The 23362-nt window shown below is 60.2% G+C and carries 27 protein-coding genes; 11 read left to right on the top strand and 16 right to left on the bottom strand.

Annotation, left to right across the window (positions count from 1 at the left end; translation table 11 throughout):
* Positions 1-62: 62 nt before the first annotated feature.
* From ribD to glyA, 4 genes are all read right to left on the bottom strand, one after another.
* Positions 63-1190, bottom strand: coding sequence for a bifunctional diaminohydroxyphosphoribosylaminopyrimidine deaminase/5-amino-6-(5-phosphoribosylamino)uracil reductase RibD (gene ribD, locus A3714_RS14125; RefSeq protein ID WP_063508990.1), 1128 nt, complete (start codon positions 1188-1190; stop codon positions 63-65).
* Between the two features lie 254 nt (positions 1191-1444).
* Positions 1445-1915: a transcriptional regulator NrdR gene (nrdR, locus tag A3714_RS14130; protein ID WP_063508988.1), complete on the bottom strand. Its 471-nt coding sequence runs from the start codon at positions 1913-1915 to the stop codon at positions 1445-1447.
* A 48-nt stretch (positions 1916-1963) separates the two neighbouring features.
* A complete protein-coding gene (locus A3714_RS14135) occupies positions 1964-2320 on the bottom strand; it encodes a four helix bundle protein (RefSeq protein ID WP_063508989.1) in 357 nt (118 codons plus the stop codon).
* Positions 2321-2362: 42 nt separating this feature from the next.
* Complete coding sequence (glyA, locus tag A3714_RS14140) at positions 2363-3619, bottom strand: serine hydroxymethyltransferase (protein ID WP_063525798.1); 1257 nt, start codon at positions 3617-3619, stop codon at positions 2363-2365.
* 253 nt (positions 3620-3872) lie between these two features.
* On the opposite strand from glyA, the gene ettA reads away from it, so the two are divergent.
* The 5 genes from ettA (at position 3873) to A3714_RS14165 (ending at position 7710) form a co-directional block, all read left to right on the top strand.
* Positions 3873-5540, top strand: coding sequence for an energy-dependent translational throttle protein EttA (gene ettA, locus A3714_RS14145; RefSeq protein WP_062815779.1), 1668 nt, complete (start codon positions 3873-3875; stop codon positions 5538-5540).
* Positions 5541-5609: 69 nt separating this feature from the next.
* A complete protein-coding gene (locus A3714_RS14150) occupies positions 5610-5963 on the top strand; it encodes a PilZ domain-containing protein (protein ID WP_062815778.1) in 354 nt (117 codons plus the stop codon).
* A 16-nt stretch (positions 5964-5979) separates the two neighbouring features.
* Positions 5980-6591 (top strand): RNA polymerase sigma factor, encoded by a 612-nt coding sequence (locus tag A3714_RS14155; RefSeq protein ID WP_063508740.1) that lies wholly within the window; start codon positions 5980-5982, stop codon positions 6589-6591.
* Between the two features lie 9 nt (positions 6592-6600).
* Positions 6601-6834 carry a zf-HC2 domain-containing protein gene (locus A3714_RS14160; RefSeq protein ID WP_063508741.1) on the top strand — a complete coding sequence of 78 codons (234 nt, stop codon included), beginning with the start codon at positions 6601-6603 and terminating at the stop codon, positions 6832-6834.
* A gap of 204 nt (positions 6835-7038) precedes the next feature.
* Positions 7039-7710: a DoxX family protein gene (locus A3714_RS14165; RefSeq protein WP_063508742.1), complete on the top strand. Its 672-nt coding sequence runs from the start codon at positions 7039-7041 to the stop codon at positions 7708-7710.
* A gap of 89 nt (positions 7711-7799) precedes the next feature.
* On the opposite strand, the gene A3714_RS14170 is transcribed toward A3714_RS14165, so the two are convergent.
* From A3714_RS14170 to A3714_RS14190, 5 genes are read right to left on the bottom strand one after another with little or no spacing between them, the layout of a single operon-like run.
* Positions 7800-8228, bottom strand: coding sequence for a hypothetical protein (locus A3714_RS14170; RefSeq protein ID WP_082844679.1), 429 nt, complete (start codon positions 8226-8228; stop codon positions 7800-7802).
* 1 nt (position 8229) lies between these two features.
* On the bottom strand, positions 8230-8994 hold the full coding sequence (locus tag A3714_RS14175; protein ID WP_062815773.1) for a phosphate ABC transporter ATP-binding protein: 765 nt from the start codon (positions 8992-8994) through the stop codon (positions 8230-8232).
* On the bottom strand, positions 8991-9821 hold the full coding sequence (gene pstA, locus A3714_RS14180; protein WP_062815772.1) for a phosphate ABC transporter permease PstA: 831 nt from the start codon (positions 9819-9821) through the stop codon (positions 8991-8993). The genes A3714_RS14175 and pstA overlap by 4 nt, the downstream gene beginning before the upstream one ends.
* Complete coding sequence (gene pstC, locus A3714_RS14185) at positions 9808-10668, bottom strand: phosphate ABC transporter permease subunit PstC (protein WP_063508743.1); 861 nt, start codon at positions 10666-10668, stop codon at positions 9808-9810. Before pstC ends, pstA begins: the two co-directional genes overlap by 14 nt.
* A complete protein-coding gene (locus tag A3714_RS14190; RefSeq protein ID WP_063508744.1) occupies positions 10637-11440 on the bottom strand; it encodes a phosphate ABC transporter substrate-binding protein in 804 nt (267 codons plus the stop codon). The genes pstC and A3714_RS14190 overlap by 32 nt, the downstream gene beginning before the upstream one ends.
* 174 nt (positions 11441-11614) lie before the next feature.
* Between A3714_RS14190 and A3714_RS14195 the strand changes: the two genes are divergently transcribed.
* From A3714_RS14195 to A3714_RS14210, 5 genes are all read left to right on the top strand, one after another.
* Positions 11615-12658: a methyltransferase domain-containing protein gene (locus A3714_RS14195; protein ID WP_063508745.1), complete on the top strand. Its 1044-nt coding sequence runs from the start codon at positions 11615-11617 to the stop codon at positions 12656-12658.
* 93 nt (positions 12659-12751) lie between these two features.
* Positions 12752-12889 carry a hypothetical protein gene (locus A3714_RS17765; protein WP_156493065.1) on the top strand — a complete coding sequence of 46 codons (138 nt, stop codon included), beginning with the start codon at positions 12752-12754 and terminating at the stop codon, positions 12887-12889.
* An 18-nt stretch (positions 12890-12907) separates the two neighbouring features.
* Entirely contained in the window at positions 12908-15052 is a 2145-nt protein-coding gene (gene lpdA / locus A3714_RS14200) for a dihydrolipoyl dehydrogenase (protein WP_063508746.1), read from the top strand.
* Between the two features lie 31 nt (positions 15053-15083).
* The gene (locus A3714_RS14205; RefSeq protein ID WP_063508747.1) at positions 15084-15866 is read left to right on the top strand and encodes a DUF547 domain-containing protein; all 783 of its coding nucleotides are present in this window, start codon (positions 15084-15086) and stop codon (positions 15864-15866) included.
* Between the two features lie 18 nt (positions 15867-15884).
* Entirely contained in the window at positions 15885-16325 is a 441-nt protein-coding gene (locus A3714_RS14210) for a hypothetical protein (protein ID WP_063508748.1), read from the top strand.
* A gap of 158 nt (positions 16326-16483) precedes the next feature.
* Here the strand turns inward: A3714_RS14210 and radA are convergent, their stop codons facing one another.
* From radA to rpsF, 7 genes are all read right to left on the bottom strand, one after another.
* The gene (gene radA / locus A3714_RS14215; RefSeq protein ID WP_062815762.1) at positions 16484-17851 is read right to left on the bottom strand and encodes a DNA repair protein RadA; all 1368 of its coding nucleotides are present in this window, start codon (positions 17849-17851) and stop codon (positions 16484-16486) included.
* A gap of 268 nt (positions 17852-18119) precedes the next feature.
* Complete coding sequence (gene alr, locus A3714_RS14220; protein WP_063509473.1) at positions 18120-19181, bottom strand: alanine racemase; 1062 nt, start codon at positions 19179-19181, stop codon at positions 18120-18122.
* A 94-nt stretch (positions 19182-19275) separates the two neighbouring features.
* On the bottom strand, positions 19276-20670 hold the full coding sequence (gene dnaB / locus A3714_RS14225) for a replicative DNA helicase (RefSeq protein WP_062815760.1): 1395 nt from the start codon (positions 20668-20670) through the stop codon (positions 19276-19278).
* Positions 20671-20948: 278 nt separating this feature from the next.
* Entirely contained in the window at positions 20949-21401 is a 453-nt protein-coding gene (gene rplI / locus A3714_RS14230; protein WP_062815759.1) for a 50S ribosomal protein L9, read from the bottom strand.
* 15 nt (positions 21402-21416) lie between these two features.
* Positions 21417-21647, bottom strand: a complete 231-nt coding sequence (gene rpsR, locus A3714_RS14235) for a 30S ribosomal protein S18 (RefSeq protein WP_035245006.1) — start codon at positions 21645-21647, stop codon at positions 21417-21419.
* Positions 21648-21662: 15 nt separating this feature from the next.
* A complete protein-coding gene (priB, locus tag A3714_RS14240; RefSeq protein ID WP_062815758.1) occupies positions 21663-21977 on the bottom strand; it encodes a primosomal replication protein N in 315 nt (104 codons plus the stop codon).
* Between the two features lie 2 nt (positions 21978-21979).
* Positions 21980-22321, bottom strand: coding sequence for a 30S ribosomal protein S6 (gene rpsF / locus A3714_RS14245; RefSeq protein ID WP_008927286.1), 342 nt, complete (start codon positions 22319-22321; stop codon positions 21980-21982).
* Between the two features lie 285 nt (positions 22322-22606).
* Here rpsF and A3714_RS14250 point away from each other — a divergent pair, with 285 nt between their 5' ends.
* Positions 22607-23341, top strand: coding sequence for a hypothetical protein (locus tag A3714_RS14250; RefSeq protein ID WP_062815757.1), 735 nt, complete (start codon positions 22607-22609; stop codon positions 23339-23341).
* Positions 23342-23362 lie beyond the last annotated feature (21 nt).

The following is a 23362-nucleotide window of genomic DNA, read 5'->3' on the forward strand; positions in this document are numbered from 1 at the left end:
TGGCGGCGCGATCACCGACGCCGGGGATCGCGCCGCCAGCGACGCTCCTACGGCAGGGGTTGTCAGGCCGGTGTCAGCGTCAGGCGAAGATCACCACCCACCATCCGCACATCCTGCCATTTCAGGGCCACCTTCTCGCTCATGCTGGCCAGCTGCGGCAACCCCAGCAGCGGGCGCGCCGATGAGCCCAGCAGGGCCGGCGCCATAAAGACGATCAGCTCGTCGAACAGCCCCTCGCGAACGAAGGCGCCGGCCAGCGTGGCGCCACATTCTACCAGTACTTCGTTGCATTCGCGCCGGTTCAGTTCGATCAGCAACTGTTTCAGGTCAATCCCGGACCCGGAGGCCGGCAGAAGCATCACCTCGGCCCCGGCGGATTCCAGGGCATTCTGCCGCCCCGAATGCTGCTCGCCGGCCACCAGCAGGCAATGGCCCGGGGCACTGACCACCGGCACATCCGGGGGCGTCTGCAGGGTGCGATCCAGAATCACCCGCAGGGGCTGGCGCACCCACTGGCCACCGGCCTGGCGATGATAATCGGCCCGCGTCCACTGGGCCGGGCGTACGGTATAAGAGGGACGATCAGCCAGCACCGTTCCCACCCCGGTAATCACCGCTGAACTGCGGGCGCGCAACCGCTGCACATCCTCTCGGGCCGCCGGGCCGGTAATCCACTGGGATTCGCCGCTGGCCATGGCCGTGCGGCCATCCACACTGGCGGCAATCTTGATACGGATAAAGGGTCGCTGGCGTGTCATGCGTGAAATAAAGCCCGGATTCAGCGCCCGTGCGTCGCTCTCCAGCAACCCCGTTGCGGTGTCGATTCCCGCCGTGGCCAGCCTCGCCATGCCATTGCCCGCCACCTGGGGGTTGGGGTCTTCCATGGCGGCGATCACCCTGGCGACCCCGGCGTCCACCAGGGCATCCGCACAAGGCCCGGTGCGCCCCGTATGAGAACAGGGCTCCAGCGTCACATAGGCCGTGGCCCCGCGGGCCCGATCTCCCGCTGCGGCCAGGGCATGACGCTCCGCATGGGGCTCGCCGGCACGGGCATGAAAGCCTTCACCGACGATCTCTCCGTCGCGCACCAGCACACATCCCACCCGGGGGTTGGGGTCAGTGGTGTACAACCCCTGCTCTGCCAACTGCAGGGCACGGGCCATATATTGATGATCCAGACGTGTAAACATGGCGAGCATTCTACTGGATGCCGGACTCCGGTGCCGCAACAAAGCGATCTGACTCTCCCACAAACTACCCCGCGCGGTGCCTGCACAGGCGAGCCGAAGCGGCGATAGCGTCAGCGAGAGGACGGAAACCCCGGGATATCCGCTGTTTGCATCATGGCGGCGAGGCACTCGAATACTTCATTGGCAACAGAACCAAAAAGCCACCGCTCACCTCTTTGTGAACGATGGCTTCAGGGGCCCGGGAGCCGGAATGGCTAATCGTCTTTCTTGTCGCTTTTTCCGCGCAGGCGATCCACCTCTGCAGAAAACTCGGAAATATCCTGGAAGCTGCGGTACACGGACGCGAAGCGCACATAGGCCACATCGTCCAGTTGTTGCAACTCTTCCATCACGAACTCTCCCAGCTCCCGGGCCGGCAGCTCGCGCTCACCGGTGGCGCGCAAGCGGTGGCAAACACGACTGATCGCCGCCTCCAGATCCTCCATGCTCACCGGACGCTTCTCCAGCGCCCGCAACATACCGGCGCGCAATTTGGCTTCGTCGAAAGGCTGACGGGTCCCATCAGACTTCACCAACCGCGGCATTACCAGCTCTGCCGTTTCAAAGGTGGTAAACCGCTCGTTGCAGCTGAGACACTCCCGCCGACGACGCACCTGCCCGCCATCCGCGACCAGACGCGAATCGATCACTTTGGTGTCCTGGGCCGAACAAAACGGGCAATACATGGGAACCCCAATTAATAGTTAATAATTAATAGTTAATAGCTAAAACCATTAACTGCGCGTTTTGGTGGTTTTGATAATAGAGGTTAAAAGCCTGATCAATTCTTCCGCATCAGCTTGCAATGAAGCCCCCGCTGCAGAATTGAAGTAGCCGGAGTCACACAGCAAATCGATCCAGTAGTCTGTCTCACTGGCTTCTTTTAACGCAATGTGTAGCTTATGCACAAAGTCAGCTCTGCTTTCAGCATATTCAGCTTCCCTAACCAGAGCACCAATGGCCGTTCCACTGCGCAGTAGCTGTTTACTGAGCACATACTCCTTTCTTTCACTTTGCAGAAAACGGTAACTTTTCACCACCCGCAAAGCAAAAGCGCGGGATTTCGCCCGCGCTGCACTTCTGGTCGTCATCCATGACTCCCGTTATTAATTATTCATTATTAACTATTAATTTTATCTCTCGTACACCGGCAACCGTGCACAAATCTCCTTCACCTTGCCCTTCACGGTCTCGATCACAGACTCATCGCCCATATTGTCGAGGATGTCGCAGATCCAGCCGGCCAGTTCTTTGGCGTCGGCTTCGCTGAAGCCGCGGCGGGTGATGGACGGGGAGCCGATGCGCAGGCCGGAGGTGACGAACGGGGAACGCGGGTCGTTGGGGACGGCGTTCTTGTTCACGGTGATGTTGGCGCGGCCCAGGGCGGCGTCCGCATCCTTACCGGTGATGTCCTGCTTGATCAGGCTGAGCAGGAACAGGTGGTTTTCGGTGCCATTGGAAACCACGTCGAAACCACGCTCGATGAAGACGCTGGCCATGGCCTGGGCGTTCTTCACTACCTGCTGCTGGTAGCCCTTGAAATCAGCCTGCATGGCTTCCTTGAAGCAGATCGCCTTGGCGGCGATCACGTGCTCCAGCGGGCCACCCTGGCCACCGGGGAATACCGCAGAGTTGATCTTCTTCTGAATGTCTTCGTTGGCCTTGCCCATGATCAGGCCACCACGGGGACCGCCCAGGGTCTTGTGGGTGGTGGTGGTGGTGATATCCGCAATGCCCACCGGGCTCGGGTACACGCCCGCCGCTACCAGACCAGCCACGTGGGCCATGTCCACCAGCAGGATGGCGCCCACTTCGTCGGCGATATCCCGGAAACGCTGCCAGTCCACGACCTGGGAGTAGGCGGAGAAGCCGGCCACGATCATCTTCGGCTTGTGCTCACGGGCCAGGGTTTCCACCTGCTCGTAATCGATCAGGCCGGTGTCATTGTCCAGGCCGTACTGCACCGCCTTGTAGGTCTTGCCGGAGAAGTTCGGCTTGGCGCCGTGGGTCAGGTGGCCACCGGCGTCCAGGCTCATACCCAGCACGGTGTCGCCCGGCTGCAGCATGGCCATGTAGACGGCGCCATTGGCCTGGGAACCGGAATGCGGCTGCACGTTGGCCCAATCGGCACCAAACAGCTCGCAGGCCCGGTCGATGGCCAATTGCTCGACCACGTCCACATTCTCACAACCGCCGTAGTAGCGCTTGCCCGGATAGCCTTCCGCGTATTTGTTGGTCAGCACGGACCCCTGGGCTTCCATGACCCGTGGAGACGCGTAGTTTTCAGAGGCAATCAGCTCGATATGCTCTTCCTGGCGGATTTCCTCGGCCTTGATGGCCGCCTGGATTTCCGGGTCAAACTCGGCGATGGACATGGATTTCGGGAACATGGGCTACCCTACGGAGTCATTGATGGATTCAGGGGCGCGTATTCTAACCAAAACCGACCGCAAAGACACATGAAGTCGACTCATGAGAACCTGCCAGTCATCTCATGCCCCAGGCGGGGGCATCGGCTCCCCGGGAGAACCCGCGGTCTTTCACTCAGAGGCGCTTTCCGTTAGCTTAGGCGCCATTCCGCCGGGGTCCCGGGATGACTGTTCCCCCTGCCCCGCACACTCAATGACACTGCGGTCGGAGTTTATGAGCCAGTACATCTTCACCATGGACAAGGTGGGCAAGGTCGTCCCGCCGAAAAAGCACATCCTCAAAGACATCTCCCTGTCGTTCTTCCCCGGCGCCAAGATCGGCGTGCTGGGCCTCAACGGGTCGGGTAAATCCACCCTGCTGCGCATCATGGCCGGGGTGGACAAGGATTATCTGGGTGAAGCACGGCCGCAGCCGGGCATCAATATCGGCTACCTGCCCCAGGAGCCGGAACTGGACCCCAGCAAGAATGTCCGCGAGATCGTCGAAGAAGCCCTCACCGAAATTCTCAGCGCCCAGCAGCGCCTGGACGAGGTGTACGCCGCCTACGCGGAAGAGGATGCGGATTTCGACAAGCTGGCCGCCGAGCAGGCCAAGCTGGAAGCCATCATCGAAACCAGCGATGCCCATAACCTGGAGCGCAAGCTGGAAATCGCCGCCGACGCCCTGCGCCTGCCACCCTGGGATGCCAGCGTCGAGCATCTGTCCGGGGGTGAACGCCGCCGGGTGGCCCTGTGCCGCCTGATCATGAGCGCCCCGGACATGCTGCTGCTGGATGAGCCCACCAACCACCTGGACGCGGAGTCCGTGGCCTGGCTGGAGCGTTTCCTGCACGAGTTCCCCGGCACCGTGGTGGCGGTCACCCACGACCGCTACTTCCTGGACAACTCCTGCGAATGGATCCTGGAACTGGACCGCGGCGAGGGCATTCCCTGGAAAGGCAACTACTCTTCCTGGTTGGAACAGAAGGAGAAGCGCCTGGAACAGGAAGCCAAATCCGAGTCCGCCCACCGCAAGACCGTGGAGAAGGAACTGGAGTGGGTACGCCAGAACCCCAAAGGCCGCCGCAGCAAGAACAAGGCCCGGGTGGCCGCCTTCGAGGAACTGGCCAGCCAGGAATTCCAGAAGCGCAACGAGACCCAGGAGCTCTATATTCCGCCGGGTGAGCGCCTGGGCGAACAGGTCTTCGAACTGCATGACGTGGCCAAGGAGTTCGACCACAAGTTGCTCTACGAAGATCTGAGCTTCCAGATTCCCCGGGGCGCCATCGTCGGCATCATTGGCCCCAACGGTGCCGGTAAGACCACACTGTTCCGCATGCTGGCCGGCCAGGAAACCCCGGACAAGGGCGAAATCGTCATCGGCGACACCGTACAAATGGCCTACGTGGATCAGAGCCGCGAAGACCTGGACAGCAAGAAGACGGTCTGGGAAGAAGTGTCCGACGGCAACGACATTCTCAAGATCGGCAACTACGAAGTTCCCAGCCGCGCCTACCTGGGCCGCTTCAACTTCAAGGGAGGCGATCAGCAGAAACGGGTGGGTGATCTGTCCGGCGGGGAACGAAATCGACTGCACCTTGCCAAACTCCTCAAGCAGGGCGCCAATGTGTTGCTGCTCGATGAGCCGACCAACGACCTGGATGTGGAAACCCTGCGGGCTCTGGAAGAAGCCCTGCTGGCCTTCCCTGGCTGTGCCATCGTGATTTCCCACGATCGCTGGTTCCTGGATCGTGTGGCCACTCACATCCTCTCCTTCGAGGGGGATGCGCGGGTGGAATGGTTTGAGGGTTCCTATACCGAGTACGAGGAATTCAAGCGCAAACAATTGGGCGATGACGCGCTGCAGCCCAAGCGCATGAAGTACAAGCGTATCGAGGTATAAAACCGTTGAAGGGTCACCCCGGCAGCAGGAGCGCCGCCGGGGTATGGGGATCGACAAGGACAAGACACCATGAACGAACGGCGCCGGGCCAACCGCGTTGCCTTTGATGGCGAAGCCACACTGATCTTTCAGCATGACACCCTGTCCGTGGAACTGGTGGACTTGTCCGTGATGGGCGCCCAGGTGCACAGCAGTCAGCCACTGGCTCTGCCCGACGCCTCCCCGGTTACCCTGGCCATTACTCTGGAAGACTCGGACATTCATCTGACCCTGCCTGGCACCGTAAAACGCCAGCAGGGCCGGGAAATCGGCATCATGTTCAGCCGCCCCTCCGTGGATGACATGCAGCACCTGCGCCGTCTGGTCGTGCTGCACCAGGGAGACGATGGGGAAGACGAACCCGGCAACATGCTGCCACGCTAACCAAACGGAACTGCCAATGGCCGATGCCCAGCTGGAAGATCCCCGATTTATTGAAAAACTCCGTCAGGGGGATCGGGCCGCCTTCGGACAATTGGTCAGAGGCCATCACAACATGCTGCTGGCTACCGCCCGCACACTACTGAACCCGGCAGATGCCGAGGAAGCGGTGCAGGATGCATGGATAGCCGCGCACAGATCCATCGCAAAATTCGAGGGGCGCAGTCTGCTGCGCACCTGGCTGACACGCATCGTCATCAACCAGGCCAAAATGATGCTCAGGAAGCGTGGCCGGGAAATCCAGTTTGATCCCACCAATGACCCTGATGCGCTGGAACACCGCTTCCACGATGACGGCCACTGGCAACACCCACCGCAACATTGGGAACTGTCCGGCCCGGACAATCTTCTTACCCGTGAAGAGCTGCGCCGCTGCATGGAGAAACACCTTCACTTCATGCCAGACACCCAGCGTCTGGTGCTGGAGCTGCGCGACCTGCAGGGCCTGCCCGCGGAAGATGTCTGTAACATGCTGGAAATCAGTGCATCCAATGTGCGGGTATTACTCCACCGGGCAAGGGCCCGTCTGTTCGAAATGGTGGATCACTTTCAGGAAACCGGGGAATGCTAGGAGTCACCAATGCTTAAGTGCAAGCATGTTACCGAAAAGGCCGACGCCCTGGTCGACGGCAGCACGCTCAGCTGGCGGGAGCGCCTTGCCCTGCGTCTGCACCTGCTGATGTGCGGTCATTGCCGCCGCTACGTCCGGCAGATGGGCGCCCTGCTGGGCTTTCTCCCGCGCCAGGAAGCCCCGCTGGAGGATGCCCACACCGAGGCCATCCTGAAAAAGCTGGATTCGTTGCAGGACTCGTAATCCTGCCCTGCCTCTCCACGCCCTGCCCCGCGGTCTGTTCGCATATTCGTGCTGCCGATCACTCCACAGCCGTAACATCCTTCCGCCAACCGCATCCATAACACACAACCGGAGCGCGCCTCGCAGAGCCCCCTTCCCGGCGTTAACGCCGGCTGTGATCCGGAGCGCGACAGCCCACGACAACGACCACAACGAGGCAGACGCATGCAGAGCATTGGTACCTGGGCGATGAGAATTCATTCCTGGCTGAATCAGACCCGCAGGCTGGATTTCCTTGCCCCCCTGTTGCTACGTCTTTTCCTGGCTAGCGTGTTTATTTCGGCGGGCTGGAACAAGGCAGCCAGCTTCGACTCCACCGTGGCATGGTTTGGCAACCCGGACTGGGGGCTGGGATTACCCTTGCCCACCCTGATGGCATTTCTGGCCACCGCCACAGAACTGGTCGGCGGCATTCTGCTGCTGCTGGGTCTTGCCACCCGTTATCTGGCCATCCCCCTGATGATTACCATGCTGGTGGCAATGTTTGCCGTGCATGGAGAAAATGGCTGGTTCGCCATTGCTCCTTCCAATCCGGAGACCAGCATGGCCCAGCCCCTTGCGGCCATCGGCATTCCTGCGGCAACGCGCAGCCTGGAAAACAGCGAAGAGGTGGGCAAACGTCTGCGTGCGGCGAAAGGGCTGCTCCGTGAGCACGGCCAGTACCGCTGGCTGACGGAGAAAGGGCATTTTGTCATTCTTAACAACGGCATCGAATTCGCCGCCACTTACTTCATCATGCTACTGGTGCTGTTCTTCCACGGAGCGGGACGTTATCTGAGTCTGGATTACTGGCTTGCCAGACATGTCGCCCCGCAAGGGGAAGGCGGCGGGAAATAAACTCCTTGAGAACCCACGCCTGCTGCTGACAACGGTGTGTCCTGACGAACGAGAACCAAGAGATAGACGCCGGAACCGCGGCAGGCCCTCTACGGGCTGCCCGGAATGCCCGGGGTAGCACGATCTCCGGCCAGCCATTTTGCGCTGTCCACCAGGTCGAACATCAGGCTGATGCCATTGATAGCCAGCAACAGAGCGGCCAGGCCAAGCTCCATCCTGGAGGCATCGGCACGGAAGCCACTCTCCGATAACAGCATCAACAGATAGATTACCAGCGGCCCCCAGGCAATCAGGTGCGGAATCGACAGGACCTTGTTCATGCCCCGATACACCCACATCAGGGGCCCGTTAGTCACCAGTACCAGTAAGGCGGCCAGCGCCCCGGCCTGCCCCACAGTGCTCTCCAGCAGGAAAAAGGGCAGCACATTCACTGGCACCAGTATGCCGGCCACCCAGATCTGTACCCACAGTGGCAAGCTCCGCCAGGAGCGCCAGATATAAGCCATCCGATCCATCATGCTAGCCGGCCTCCCCGGCACAATAGGCTGCGGTGATGGGGTGGCTGGGGTGTTCGAACACCTGTCGGCAGCCACTGGATTCCACCACACAGCCACAGCCTTCCTGTACCCAGCAGACCGTCACGCTGTCAGCAATACGTCGGGCCTGGGCCAGGTTGTGAGTCACCATCAACAGGGTATAACGCCCCTTGAGCGACACAATCAGTTCTTCCACCACTTTTGAGGACACCGGGTCCAGCGCCGAGCAGGGCTCGTCCAGCAGCAGCACCTGCGGTTCCAGCACCAGCGCCCGGGCAATGCACAGCCGCTGCTGTTGCCCGCCGGACAATCCCAACGCCGACTGCGACAGCCGGTCTTTGACTTCCTCCCACAGCCCCACCGCCCGCAGCGCCTGTTCGGCACGGGGGTCGCGCTCACGGCGCGGCACACCGTGCTCCGCCAGGGGAAAACGCAGGTTGTCGATAATGGAGAGCGGAAAAGGATTGGGCTGCTGGAACACCATGCCAATCCGGCGGCGCAGGGCCGTGGCATCCTGGCTGGCAGACAGCGCCTCTCCGCCGAGCATAATGGTGCCACTGACCCGGCACCCGGGGAGGCTGTCCGTCATGCGATTGATGCTGGCCAGCAGACTGCTCTTGCCACAGCCACTGGGGCCCACCAGAGCCATCAGCTCGCCAGCCTGCACCGTCAGGCTGGCCTGCTCTATGGCAGCCTGATTGCCGTAATAGACGGAGACCTGTTGCAGTTCCAGGGTCGGGGACGTCATTGCCAGGCTCCTTGTGCCGGGCGCAGCCAGCGCCGCACCAGCAGATTCAGTATCACCAGTATGGCCACCAGCACCAGGCCGGTGGCCGCCGCCCGGGGCATGCCGCCGGGTACGTTCATGGCCAGATCATAGATGTGCACGCTCAATGCCCGGCCGGAATCCAGCAACGAATCCGGCTGACGGAGTACATAACCGGCAGTGAAAAGCAGCACGGCGGTTTCCGCCAATGCCCGGCCAATGCTGAGAATGATCCCCACCGCAATGCCCGGTGCCGCCTGGGGCACCAGAATGCGCCTGACCCAGCCCCAGCGGCTGATCGACAGAGCCTCACTGGCCTGCCGGTAGGACATCGGCACTCCACGCAGGGCCTGCTCGGCACTGCGTATCATCAGCGGCAAGACCATCAGCGCCAACGCCAGACCGCCACTGAGAATGGAGAAACCCAGCCCCAGGCTGATGGCGAAAAACTGGTAACCGAACAGCCCGTAAACGATGGAGGGCACCGCCGCCAGCATATCCAGCACCCCGCCCAGCCACTGGGCACGGCGGGTGCCCGCCGGTACCTGCTCGCTCAGATAGAGCGCACAACCCAGCCCCACCGGCACCGCCACCAGCAGACACACCGCCAGGATCCAGCCGGTGCTGACCAGCAGCGCAGCAATGCCGCCAGCGCGGCCCGCCTGGCGCGGGTCTTCCAGCAGGAAGTCCATGGAAAGCACGCCGGCACCCTGCTCCAGCAAGGACCACAACATCAGGCCCATGGGCACCAGCACCGCCAGCAACAGCAGCCCGCCGATCATGCCGGCAAGGCGATCAGGCCATCTCATGCCGCTCTCCCCGCAGGCGCCAGCTCAACATCAACAGCACCGCCGTCACCAGCAGCAGCAACAACCCGCTGACAAACAGGGCCACCCGGTGGTCCCCGGTCGCATAGGCCATTTCCAGAGCGATATTGGCGGTCAGGGTGCGCACCGGGTCGAACAGGGACGTGGGCCACTGCACCACATTCCCGGCCACCATCAACACCGCCATGGTCTCCCCCAGGGCGCGGCCAAATTGCAGTACCAGACCACTGACAATGGCCGGCCCGGCCTGGGGCAACAGCACCCGGCGCAGCATACCCACCCGGGACAGGGACAGGGCCTGCCCCGCCTGCAGATAACGGGCGGGCAACTGGCCCAGCGCCGTGTCGGTGACCAGCAACGCCAGCGGCAGAATCATCAGTGCCAGCACCAGCGAGGCGGCCAGCCAGGACGCCCCCGGCGGCGCCCACTGATTGATCCAGGGGACCAGCACCAGCATCCCCCACAGCCCATACACCACCGACGGAATCCCGGCCATCAGCTCCACCAACGCCAATACCGGCCGACGAATCAGCGGCGCGAAATAGCGTAGCCAGGCCGCCAGCAGCACCGCCAGCGGGCCGGCAATCACCAGCGCCAGCACGCTCACCAGCACGGAGCCGGCAATCATGGCCGCCATGCCATAACGGGTCTGGCCAGGCTGCCAGTCGTTGCGCCACAGGGCACTGCCATGCTCGACCAAAAACGGCGCGGACTGTATCAACAGCACGGCCACGATGCCGCCCAGCACCAGCACCGCCGCCGCGCCAGTGAGGCGCAGCAGCCAGCTCAGCAGCGAATCAGCGTGAAACCGGGAGGAAGTAGTAATCATGGTAGGTCGCGGCACGGTCCGGGTCAGTCATGAAGTCCAGCAGCTGGCTGGCCGGCTCGGACAGCTCGCACTGGCTGACCAGATTCAGCTCCCGACTCAGGGGATAGCGCCCCTGATCAACGCTTTCCAGTGTGGCAGGCACACCGGACAGGGGCAGCAAGCGCAGGGGGGCGCCGGCATCCGCTTCGTAGATGGCGGTGCCAATGGACACGTAACCAATGGCATTCACATCATTGGCAACCGCCTTGATGCCCTGCTGGTTTTCACCAATGACCATATCCGGTTGCACCTGGTCATTGTTCAGGCCGAAATGGGCCAGAAAGAGCTCCTGGGTAGAACGACCATCCGCCTTGTGCACCACGGTGATGGCAGCGTCATCGCCGCCCAATGATGACCAGTTTTGCTGTTCCCCGGTGTAAATGGCGACAATTTCCGCATTACTGAGAGCGGTCACAGGGTTCGCCGCGTTAACGATCATGGCGATGCCGTCGCGACCGATCAGGTGAGCGGTGAGATCCTGCTCATCTGTCTTCAGCGCCCGGCTGACCATACCGAAATCCGCCAGCCCCTGGCGGGCATCGCTGATGCCGCGACCGGAACCCCCGCTTTGCACATCAACCTGAATACCGCTTTGTGTTTCAAATTGCTCAGCCAGATCCGCCATCAACGGTGAGATGGTACTGGAACCGGTAATGACCAGCTTGTCCTCTGCCGGCTGGCAGCCGCTCAACAGCCACACCAATAAAAAGCCTTTCAACGTCTTCCCGGTCATTTGTCGTCCTTATTCACCTTTTCCTGCCGCTTTGGATGCCATCTTGACGCAAAAATTACAGCCAGAGACGCTCGTCGGTGTAACCTGATCAGAGAGACGGCATCAATATGTCATCGGGCCCCATCATTGCCACTGACCATACGTTACACCGATGCACCCACCAGAGGATCAACAATGCGTGAAGAGGTACAGAACTACTACGGCCAACAGCTGCACTCCAGTGATGATCTGCAGACCAATGCTTGCTGTGACCAGGAGCCACCGGCCTATCTGAAACCCCTTCTTGCGCAGCTCCATGATGAAGTTGTCATGCGCTACTACGGCTGCGGTCTGGTAGCTCCCCAGCTATTGAAGGGGATGCGTATTCTCGACCTGGGCTCCGGCTCCGGGCGCGACGTCTATCTCCTTTCTGCCCTGGTGGGTGAACACGGTGAAGTGGTGGGCGTGGACATGACCGACGAACAACTGGAGGTCGCCCGCCGACATCAGGATTATCACCGTGACACCTTCGGCTACGTGAAGAGCAATGTGCGCTTTCTGAAGGGCTATATCGAAGAACTGGACAAACTGGATCTGGAAGACAGCTACTTCGATATCATTATTTCCAACTGCGTGATTAACCTGAGCACTGACAAGCCCAAGGTGCTGCGGGATGTGAAACGTCTGCTGAAGCCCGGGGGCGAATTCTATTTCTCCGATGTGTATGCAGATCGCCGTGTGCCGGATAACCTGCGCAACGATCCGGTCCTTTATGGAGAATGTCTGGCCGGCGCCCTGTACTGGAATGATTTCCTTAACCTGGCCAAGCAGAGTGGCTTTGCCGATCCGCGCCTGGTGGAATCCCGCCGCCTGACCATCGAGAACCCGGATATCGAAGCCCGCCTGGGTCGGCAGCGTTTCTATTCCGCCACCTACCGACTCTTCAACATTGATGGTCTGGAACCCGCCTGCGAAGACTACGGCCAGGCGGTGATCTATAAAGGCACGGTGGATCAACATCCCCACGCTTTTTCGCTGGACGATCACCATGTGATCGAAACCGGCAAAGTATTTCCGGTGTGCGGCAACACCTGGCTGATGCTGGAAAAAAGCCGCTTCGCCGAGCACTTCACTTTTATCGGGAACTTCGACACCCATTACGGCATCTTTGAAGGGTGTGGATTAAATGTTCCCTTTGAAGATAACGATGCCGGCAACGATGGAGCTCCCTGCTGCTGACAAGGCAATATCACGCCTGCTGTCATCGCCCCCGGTGTAACACCCATTCTCTCCAGGCATCTTATTGCTGTACCGGGCCAGCAGGAGAGAAAAATGCAACGAGCCATCAACGTGCTGATGTTAATGGCTCCCGGTTGCTTCACCCTGGCGGGCACCGCCTATGCTCCCAGCGAGGAGGAGCTCCGGTCGCTCTGGACACTGATTGACCAATCCTGGATTTACCAGGGTTAACCCGGCAAGGACTCACCCATGAATGTTCGCAAACTCATCTTGCTGGCGGTTTTTGCCATTCTGATCGCCAGCTACTTTTTTTTCGATCTTGGCCAGTACCTGAGCCTGGAGTACATCAAGAATCAACAAGCCTCTTTTGATGCCCTCTACCAGGAAAACCCGGCACTGATTCTTGGCGGCTTTTTTATCATCTATGTGGTGGTTACCGCCCTGAGCCTGCCTGGCGCCGCCATCATGACACTGGCCGCCGGCGCCCTGTTCGGTTTCTGGGCCGCCTTGCTGCTGGTCTCTTTTGCGTCCTCCATGGGTGCCACCCTGGCTTTTCTCGCTTCCCGCTTTCTGTTTCACGATACGGTGCAGCAACGCTTCGGCGATCGCCTGAAAAAACTTAACGACGGTGTCAGAAAAGACGGGGCGTTCTATCTTTTTACCCTGCGTCTGGTTCCGGCTTTTCCGTTCTTTGTCATCAACCTGGTCATGGGCCTAACCCCTATCAAGGTGCGCACCTTCTACTGGGTCAGCCAGGTGGGCATGCTGGCCGGCACCGCTGTCTATGTGTTGGCGGGCACTCAACTGGGGCAAATAGAGAGCGCCAGCGGGTTGCTGTCACCGGAACTGATCGGCGCCTTTGTATTGCTGGGTATCTTTCCCTGGATTGCCAAAGCCGTCATGGCGCAACTGCAGGCCCGCAAGGTCTATCGTGGCTGGCAGAAACCGGATCATTTTGATCGCAACCTGATCGTCATCGGTGCCGGTTCTGCCGGACTGGTGAGCGCCTATATCGCCGCCACCGTCAAAGCCAAAGTCACCCTGATCGAAAAACACAAAATGGGCGGCGACTGCCTGAATACCGGCTGTGTGCCCTCCAAGGCATTGATCAAAAGCGCACGACTGGCCTGGCACGACAAGGATGCGGACAAGTACGGCTTCGATGCCATCCGCAGCGATTTTCGTTTCAGCAAACTGATGGCCCGGGTGCACAAGGTCATCGAAAAGATCGAACCCCATGATTCCGTGGAGCGTTATACGGAACTGGGCGTGGATTGCCGCCAGGGTGAAGCGCGCATCGTCTCCCCCTGGGAAGTAGAAATTCGCAACGGGGACAGCACAGAAACACTCACCGCCCGCAGCATCATCATTGCCAGCGGCGCACGCCCCTTTGTGCCGCCCATTCCCGGCATCGAAGACATGGATATCCTGACCTCTGACAATCTCTGGGAGCTTCAGGAGCAACCCGGACGCCTGGTGGTGCTGGGTGGCGGTCCCATTGGCTGCGAGCTGGCACAGACCTTTGCCCGCCTGGGCAGCCAGGTCATGCAGGTGGAGATGCTGCCGCGCATCATGCCCCGCGAGGATGACGATGCCGCCGCCCTGGTTACCGCCGCCCTGCGCGAAAGCGGTGTCGATGTGATGACCGAACACAAGGCCGTGCGCTTTGCCCGGGAAGGTGACGACAAGGTGCTGTATGTGGAACACAACGGCGAAGAAAAGCGGCTGACATTCGATGCGGTACTGGTGGCCGTGGGGCGGCGCGCCAACATCGATGGCCTGGGCCTGGACGCGCTGAACCTGCCCACCAACGGTAACGGCACCGTCACGGTCAACGAGCAACTGCAAAGCCGCTACCCGAACATCTACGCCTGCGGCGATGTGGCCGGGCCTTACCAGTTCACCCACACCGCGGCACACCAGGCCTGGTATGCCGCCGTCAATGCCCTGTTCGGTTCCTTGAAACGGTTCAAGGTTGATTACCGGGTTATTCCCTGGGCCACGTTCACCGACCCGGAAGTGGCCCGTGTAGGGCTCAACGAACAGGACGCCGAGGAGCAAGGCGTCGATTACGAAGTGACCCGCTACGGCATCGACGACCTGGACCGGGCCATTGCCGACAGCAATGACCACGGTTTCGTGAAAGTGATTACCGCCAGGGGCAGCGACAAGATTCTCGGCGTGACCATCGTCGGCAGCGGTGCCAGCGATCTGATTGCCGAATACGTGCTGGCCATGAAACACGGCCTGGGCCTGAACAAGATCCTAGGCACCATCCACATCTATCCCACCATGGCGGAAGCCAACAAGTTTGCTGCCGGCGAATGGAAGAAAGCCCACAAGCCCGAGGGGGTATTGCGCTGGGTAGAACGCTTCCATAACTGGCGACGTTAGGCGTCTCGCCATCGGCAACGCCAGAGGAGACATGATGATTGCGCGTTTACTGCTACCGTTACTGTTATTGGTTGCCAGCCCACTCCTTGCCTTTGATCACCAGCGCTGGGACCGGTTGCTGGCTGAGCATGTTCAGTGGCAACGGAGCGGGGTTGCCACCAGTGTGGATTACCCCGGTTTCCAGGCTAATCGGGCCGCACTGGACCAGTACCTGCAAGCCCTGTCGCAGGTCTCCGGTGCCAACTTCCAGCGCTGGTCACAGGACGAACAACTGGCATTTCTGATCAACGCCTACAATGCCTTTACCATCGATCTGATCCTGCGCCAGGATTCCCTGCCCGACTCCATCCGTGATATCGGCTCTTTTTTCTCCGGCCCCTGGGATCAACGTTTCTTTACCCTGCTGGGGGAAACTCGCACCCTGGATGAAGTGGAGCATGAGATGATTCGGGGCAACCCGGCGCTGATGGACCCCCGCATTCACTTTGCAGTCAACTGCGCCTCGGTGGGCTGCCCGGCACTGCGACCGGAAGCCTATCGTGCAGAGACACTGGAACAACAACTGGCCGACAGTACCCGCCGCTTTCTTTCCGATCGCCAGCGCAATCGCTTCAACAAGACAGGGCCACGCCTGGAAGTGTCGAAGATTTTCGACTGGTACGAAGAGGATTTCGTGGATGCCGCCGGCAGCCTGCACCATTACCTTTTGCAGTATGCGGATACGCTGGAGATACCCACCGACCACCGAAAGTCACTGGACGATGAGACCCTGAAGATACAGTTTCTGGATTATGACTGGTCACTGAATCAATAAGCCCGCAGGAGAAGAGTCATGGAAGGCCACACCGCGTCGCACCGCCTACTGGGCATTTGGTACTCGTTCCGGAATTTACCGCCGTGGCTGCAGGGCTGGGTGCTACTGGTTCTGATGCCACTGAACGGTGCCAGCCTGCTGTTTCTGGACAGCTTCAGTGGCCAGGCCACCGCTCTGGCCCTGCTACTGGTGCTGACGGTCAATTTTTCGCTCATGTGGCACCACGGCGGCATGAACAAGGACATGTCCCTGGTTCATCTACTCGCCTGGATTCCGCTGGAAATGGGGTTGCTCGGCCAGCTAGCCGGCATCTGGGGAGACGACTTCCTCACTCCCACGCAATGGGCCTTCACCGTGGCCGTCGTGATGGTCAACGCGATCAGTCTGTTCTTCGATATCGTCGACGCCTGGTGCTGGGCGCAGGGAGATCGGGTGACGCTGCATCCAAAACATAATTAATAGTTAATAATGAATAATTAATAGTTGCGCGAGCAGCGGCTTTGGTTTTTCTCAACGCAAGAGGCCGCGCCCCAGGGATGGTCGCGGCCTCTTGCATTACAAAACCCACAAAACAGAATCGCGAGTTATTAATTATTCATTATTAACTATTAATTGCCCTACAAGTATTCCAACGCCTGCGCCACCGTACTCACCCCAATCACCTCCACCCCTTCCGGTAGCTGACGGGGCAGATTGGCTTTGGGCACGATGGCTTTCTTGAAACCGTGTTTGACGGCTTCGTAGAGCCGCTCCTGGCCCTGGGGCACCGGGCGGATTTCGCCGGACAGGCCCACCTCGCCAAACACCACCAATTCCCGACCCAGTGCCCGGTCCCGGAAGCTGGAAACAATGGCCAGCACCTGGGCCAGGTCGGCGGCGGTTTCAGTGACCTTGACGCCACCCACCACATTCATGAACACATCCTGGTCGCCCACCTGTATGCCACCATGGCGATGCAGCACCGCCAGCAACATGGCAAGCCGGTTGGCTTCCAGACCCACACAGACCCGTCGCGGATTACCGAAATGGGAGGCATCCACCAGCGCCTGCAACTCCACCAGCAAGGGCCGAGTGCCTTCCCAGACCACCGTCACCAGGGAACCGGAGGCGATCTCATCCGCCCGGTTGAGGAAGATGGCAGAGGGGTTCTTCACTTCCTTCAGGCCCTCGCCGGTCATGGCAAAAACGCCCAGCTCGTTCACCGCCCCGAAACGGTTCTTCAAGCCACGCAGGGTACGGAAACGGGAATCCGTGGAGCCTTCCAGCATCAGTGAGCAGTCGATCATATGCTCCAGCACCTTGGGCCCGGCCAGAGTGCCGTCCTTGGTGACATGCCCCACCAGCAGCAGCACGGTACCGGTCTGTTTGGCAAAGCGGGTGAGCGCGGCGGCGCACTCACGCACCTGGGCCACACTGCCGGGAGCGGATTGCAGGGCGGCCAGGAACATGACCTGGATGGAATCCACCACCAGCACCCGTGGCTGTTCCTTGCGGGCCAGATCCAGGATCTGCTCCACATCCGTCTCTGCCGCCAGCCGCAGCTGTTCCTTGGGCAACTTGAGGCGGTCCGCCCGCATGGCCACCTGGGACAGGGATTCCTCACCGGTGATGTAGAGACACTTCTGGGAGGACGCCAGCTTGCACAGGGTCTGCAGCAGAAGGGTCGACTTGCCGGCGCCGGGGTGACCGCCAATCAGAATGGCCGAGCCCGGCACCAGGCCGCCACCCAGCACCCGGTCCAGCTCCCCCATGCCGGAACTGATGCGCGGGGTTTCCGCCAGCACAATCTCGTCCAGGTTTTGCACCTCGGACAGCTGCCCGGAAAACCCGCCACGGCTGCCGGCCCCTTTTGACATGGGCGTCGCCGGATCATGCACGAATTCCTGCAGCGTATTCCAGGCACCACAGGCCGGGCACTGCCCCTGCCACTTGGGGAAATCAGCACCACAATCCGTACAGACAAAGGCGGTTTTTTTCTTGGCCAAAACAATTCCTTCTTGTGTATTACTCTCTACGGTAGTCGCTGCAGGAACCTAGCGCAGCGGAGTAACGCACGGAGTGCGGCCCCAGAGGGGTGAGCGCATCGAATAACATCGCTTGAGGTACGAACACACCCGAGTTTCGAGAAGCGAGTTTCGAAAACCAAACCCATCAGGCTTGATCGGTTTGGATTGTGCTTTTCGCAACTCGAAACTCGTTACTCGCTAACGCTCGGATTCGCACCTCAGGCGGTGCTCCTACAGCGGCGTCGAATCAAACGATGACGCATTCCGGCCGACCGGTGATCTGGCAGAACAGCTCATAGCTGATGGTGCCACAGGCGCGGGCGACCTTGTCCACGTCCACGGCATCGCCCCACAGCTCGACCTCATCACCAATGTCGGCCTGGATGCCGGTCAGGTCAATCGTCAGCATATCCATGGAGACACGACCCACCAGCACGGTGGGCTGGCCATTGACGGCGACGGGAGTCCCGCTGGGAGCGTGGCGCGGATAGCCATCACCGTAACCGGCGGCTACCACGCCGATACGACCGGGGCGTTCGGCGGTCCAGGTGGCACCGTACCCCACCGTGTCACCGGGCTGAATCTGGTTGATGGCAATCAGACGGGCGGTGAAACGGTGACTCACCCTCAGCGCCAGTTGTGCGGCGCTTTGCCAGTCGAACGGCGACGATCCATACAACATGATGCCTGGCCGCACACGCTGGGCCCGGGCATGGGGGTAACGGATCAGCGCCGCGGAGTTGGCCGTAGACAGGGGCAACCCCAGGGCATCGGCAACCTGAACGGCCTGGCGCAGCTGACTCTCCGTACGACCATCTTCGGTGTCGTCCGCACAGGCAAAATGGGTCATCACGCCCACCGGCGTCATCCCGGCAGCGATCAGCTGCTGCGCCGCTTCCAGCGCCATGTCCGGACGCAGGCCCAGCCGGTTCATTCCCGTGTTCAGCTTCAACCAGATACGCAGCGGACCAGGATGCTCGAGCAACAGGGCCACTTGCCAGGCAGAGTGCACCACCACTTCCAGCGACAGCGCCCGGGCCTGCTCAAGCTCGTCCCGGTCGAAAAACCCCTCCGCCACCAGAATCGGGGCGCTGACGCCGTGTTCGCGCAGAACCCGGGCCTCTTCCAGCACCGCCACACCGAAGCCATCCACCTCCCCGGCCATGGCGTCTGCGGCCAACACCAGCCCATGGCCATAACCATTGGCCTTGACCATGGCAAACACCTGAGCGCCCTGCGCCAGAGCTGTCGCCCGACTGGCGTTATGCCGGAGCGCCCCGGGGCGGATTTCGATACGGGTTCCTCTCACAACGGGACGCTCCCAAACCGCCAGGCCTCAACCGGATTGAACAACCCGCAGCCGCGCTCTCCCTGGATTTTGCCTTGTGAAATTTGCAACTCGCTCACTCATCCATCGATGCCAGCTGGGCATAGTATTCCGGCGCCAGATCATCAAAACGCGAAAATTGCCCCTGGAAGGCCAGCCGGACCGTGCCGATAGGGCCGTTACGCTGCTTGCCGATGATCACCTCGGCAACACCTTTTTCGTTGGTGTCCTTGTTATACACCTCGTCCCGGTACAGGAACGTAATCAAGTCAGCATCCTGCTCGATCGCCCCGGATTCCCGCAAATCCGACATTACCGGCCGCTTGTTGGGGCGCTGTTCAAGGGAGCGGTTAAGCTGCGACAGCGCCAGTACCGGACAATTCAGCTCCTTGGCCAGGCCTTTCAGCGAGCGGGAGATCTCGGAGATTTCATTTACCCGGTTATCCACCCCCGGCACCTGCATCAGCTGCAGGTAATCCACCATGATCGCCCCCAGTTCGCCACCGCATTCGCGGGCAACTCGGCGGGCCCGAGCGCGCATTTCCAGCGGGCTGAGCGCGGGCGTGTCATCGATAAAGAACTTTTGCTCACTGAGCATATGAATGGCAGAGGTAATCCGCGGCCAGTCATCCTTTTCCAGCTGACCGGAACGAATGGATGTCTGGTTAATGCGGCCCAGGGACGCCAGCATCCGCATGACGATGGAATCGGCGGGCATCTCCATGGAGAACACCAGCACTGGCTTCCCCGCCTTGATCGCCACGTTCTCGCACAGGTTCATGGCAAAGGTGGTCTTACCCATGGAAGGACGACCGGCGATCACGATCATGTCCGAGGGCTGCAAGCCACCGGTCATCTTGTCCAGTTCATCAAACCCGGTCGTCACCCCGGTGATGGCACTCTTGTTCTTGTAGAGCTCATCAATGCGATCCACGGTTTTCTTGAGGACCGATTTGATGTCCTGGGGGCCCGAGCCTTTCTTCTGCTGCTCGGCAATCTCGAAAATGGCGGATTCCGCCTTGTCGAGAATTTCCAGGGATTTGCGCCCTTCCGGCTTGAACGCACTGTCGGCCACATCATGGGACACATTGATCAGCTGCCGCAGAATGCTCCGCTCGCGGACAATTTCCGCATAGGCGGTGATATTCGCCGCACTGGGTGTATTGCGCGCCAGCTCGGAGAGATAGGTCATGCCGCCAATCCCCTCCAGCTGCCCCAACTGGGTCAGGGCCTGGGAGACGGTGACCAGGTCACAGGGATTCTCCTCTTCCACCAGCTGCGCAATCACCTCAAAAATCTGCCGGTGAGCCTTGCGGTAGAAATCGCGGGCACCCACGCGTTCCGCCACATCATCCCAGGCACTGTTATTGAGAAGCAGACCACCGAGAATGGCCTGTTCCGCTTCCAGGGAATTGGGGGGAATCCGGAGGTTTTCCGGCAGGTGTTTATCCAGCGGCAAAGGTTCGTTCATCGGGAATACCAGCACTCATGGGACTGTGAGTTGAAAGTTCAAAGTTTAAAGTTGAAACGCCATCAAGGCACGCGTCAGCAGCGAAAGGCTGCGGACCGCGAAATGGCTCAAGTCGCGGACTCCAACATACAAAAACTGCCAGTGCTACCCGCGTTTTAGCTTTAAACTTTCAACTTTGAACTGCTCTGCAACGAAAAAGGGCACTGCCCTCGCGGACAATGCCCTGATTCTGTCACCGCGCCCCGCAAGGGGCAAACCGGCTGTCGGTCAACTGTCGATTACTCGGCAGGAACCACAGCCAGCTTGATGGTCACGGTCACGTCGGCGTGGAGAACCACGTCGATTTCGTACTCACCGGTGTTGCGCAGCGCGCCGTGGGGCAGCTTCACTTCCGATTTTTCCACTTCCACGCCGGTGGCAGCGGTAATGGCTTCGGCGATGTCGCGGGTACCCACGGAACCGAACAGCTTGCCTTCGTCACCGGCCTTGGAGGACACGGTTACGCTGGCTTCGTTCAGTTTTTCACCACGCTCCTGGGCAGCGGCCAGCTGCTCGGCGGCGTGCTTCTCGAGCTCGGCGCGGCGCTGTTCCACTTCGGCCAGGTTGTCTTTGGTGGCCGGCAGGGCTTTGCCTTGCGGGATCAGGAAGTTACGGCCGTAACCGGAACGTACATCCACCACAGCACCCAGGTCGCCCAGGTTCTTGATCGTTTCCAGCAGGATCACTTGCATGATGGTCCCCTCGGCTTAATTGTCGTGGCTGTCAGTGTACGGCAGCAGCGCCAGGAAGCGGGCCTGCTTGATCGCAGAGGCCAGCTGACGCTGATAACGTGCCTTGGTGCCGGTGATACGGCTGGGCACGATCTTGCCGGTTTCGGTGATGTAGGCTTTCAGGGTGTCGAGATCTTTGTAATCGATGTACTCAACACCTTCCGCGGTAAAGCGGCAGAACTTGCGGCGGCGATAAAAACGGGCCATTGGATAATCTCCTCTCTAATCCTGGTTGAGGGTGTCCAGCGTCTGGGCAATCAGTTGCAAACGATCCCGGGCATCACCTTTGTAACCGGCGCGACTCAGGCAGCCGGTCACTTTAATGCGCTGACCTTCTTTCAGGCCCTGGGCCTGTCGGGTCATCCCGCCTGCCAGTATCACGGCAATGCGAGCCTGGACCTCTCTGGGATGGCCGTCTTCCAGTTGCCGGGAGCGATGCTCCAGCCACAGGCGTTGACGGGGTACCCCAGCCGGTGTCAGTGCCACTTTTTCCAACGTGACGATTACACCGGTGAGTTCACAGCGATTGCTTTCCAAAATCAGCTGGCAGCCCCCTCCTTCTCGTCGTTCTTCGCCAGCGGCGACGGCTCGGTAACGGCATTGTCGCGACGAATCACGAGGTGACGGATTACGGCATCGTTAAAGCGGAAAGTGTTTTCCAGCTCGCCCAGGGTCTCGCCGTCACATTCGATGTTCAGCATCACGTAGTGGGCTTTGTGGATCTTGTTGATCGGGTAAGCCAGCTGACGACGACCCCAATCTTCAAGACGGTGGATGGTGCCCTTACCATCAGTCACGATCGCGCTGTAACGCTCGATCATGGCCGGCACCTGTTCGCTCTGGTCCGGGTGAACCAGGAACACAACTTCGTAATGACGCATATTAGCTCCTTACGGTTGCGATACCTCACGGCATCAATTCAGCTTCCCATCCGCATAGGCGTGACGGTGAAGCAAGGAGACCTGCCCGACAGTTAATCCCTGTCGGACGCAGGAAGCGCGCGATTCTATCCCATAGCACGCCCCTTCCTCAAGGTATATCCGTTGCCATCCGGCAAAGACGGACGTATGCTCAGAAGAAACAAAACGCTACAAACGCTTACAAGAAGCGTCGTTAACCCTAAGCCCCTGAAATACAGGGGAAAACAACAAGAACGGGATACGACCATGAAATTCAGCGCTCTGGCCACCGGCCTGTGCAGCATTTTTCTGCTGAGCCCCCTGTCCGCCCAGGAACCGGCCCCGCCACCCTGTGGCAGCCCGGTGTCCGTACCAAGCAAGCCAGCCCTCGAGGATTACCCGGATTACTCGGATTTCCTGTTGCAGGTCATGCAGTACAAGCAAGCCAATCGCAGCCGGGCCGCCCATCAGGCCGCCTGCCCCCAGGATTATCAGCCGGAGCCGGTGACCAGCAGTGACCCCACCGTGATCGAGCAGCCGGAAACCCTGGACAGCGCCCTGGCCCGTACCGAGCGCCTGAGCCCCATTGATTATCAGCGCAACCGAACCTGGTACGACCGGTCCACCTCGCAGAGCTTTGGCCTGCCCGCCCTGCCCGGCAACTCCCTGTCGGGGGAGCATATCCGCACCCTGCTCGGCAATGCCGGCTCCGATACCCCCCTGGTGCTGCCCATGACCATTGTCGGCATGCAACTGGACGGGCTGAACGACGGCGGTGACGCCAGAAATCTGCTCACCGAACAGCTTTACCGAAACCTGTTTAACGAAGAGCGCAAGGCAGACCTGGCCACCCTGCTGGCCAGCAATCCCAATGCCATCGTCGAGATATCCCGCAACGGCAACCTGATGCTCTATCTGGATCTGAACGATGAGGCCGTGCTGACCACTGGCATCATTGAAGTGGAAAGCTGTTTGAGCAGCGGCTGCGACAGTTCCCCCTAGCGCCGCCGGAGACACGAAAGA

The organism is Alcanivorax sp. HI0007, from assembly GCF_001635525.1.
Taxonomy (GTDB): Bacteria; Pseudomonadota; Gammaproteobacteria; order Pseudomonadales; family Alcanivoracaceae; genus Alcanivorax.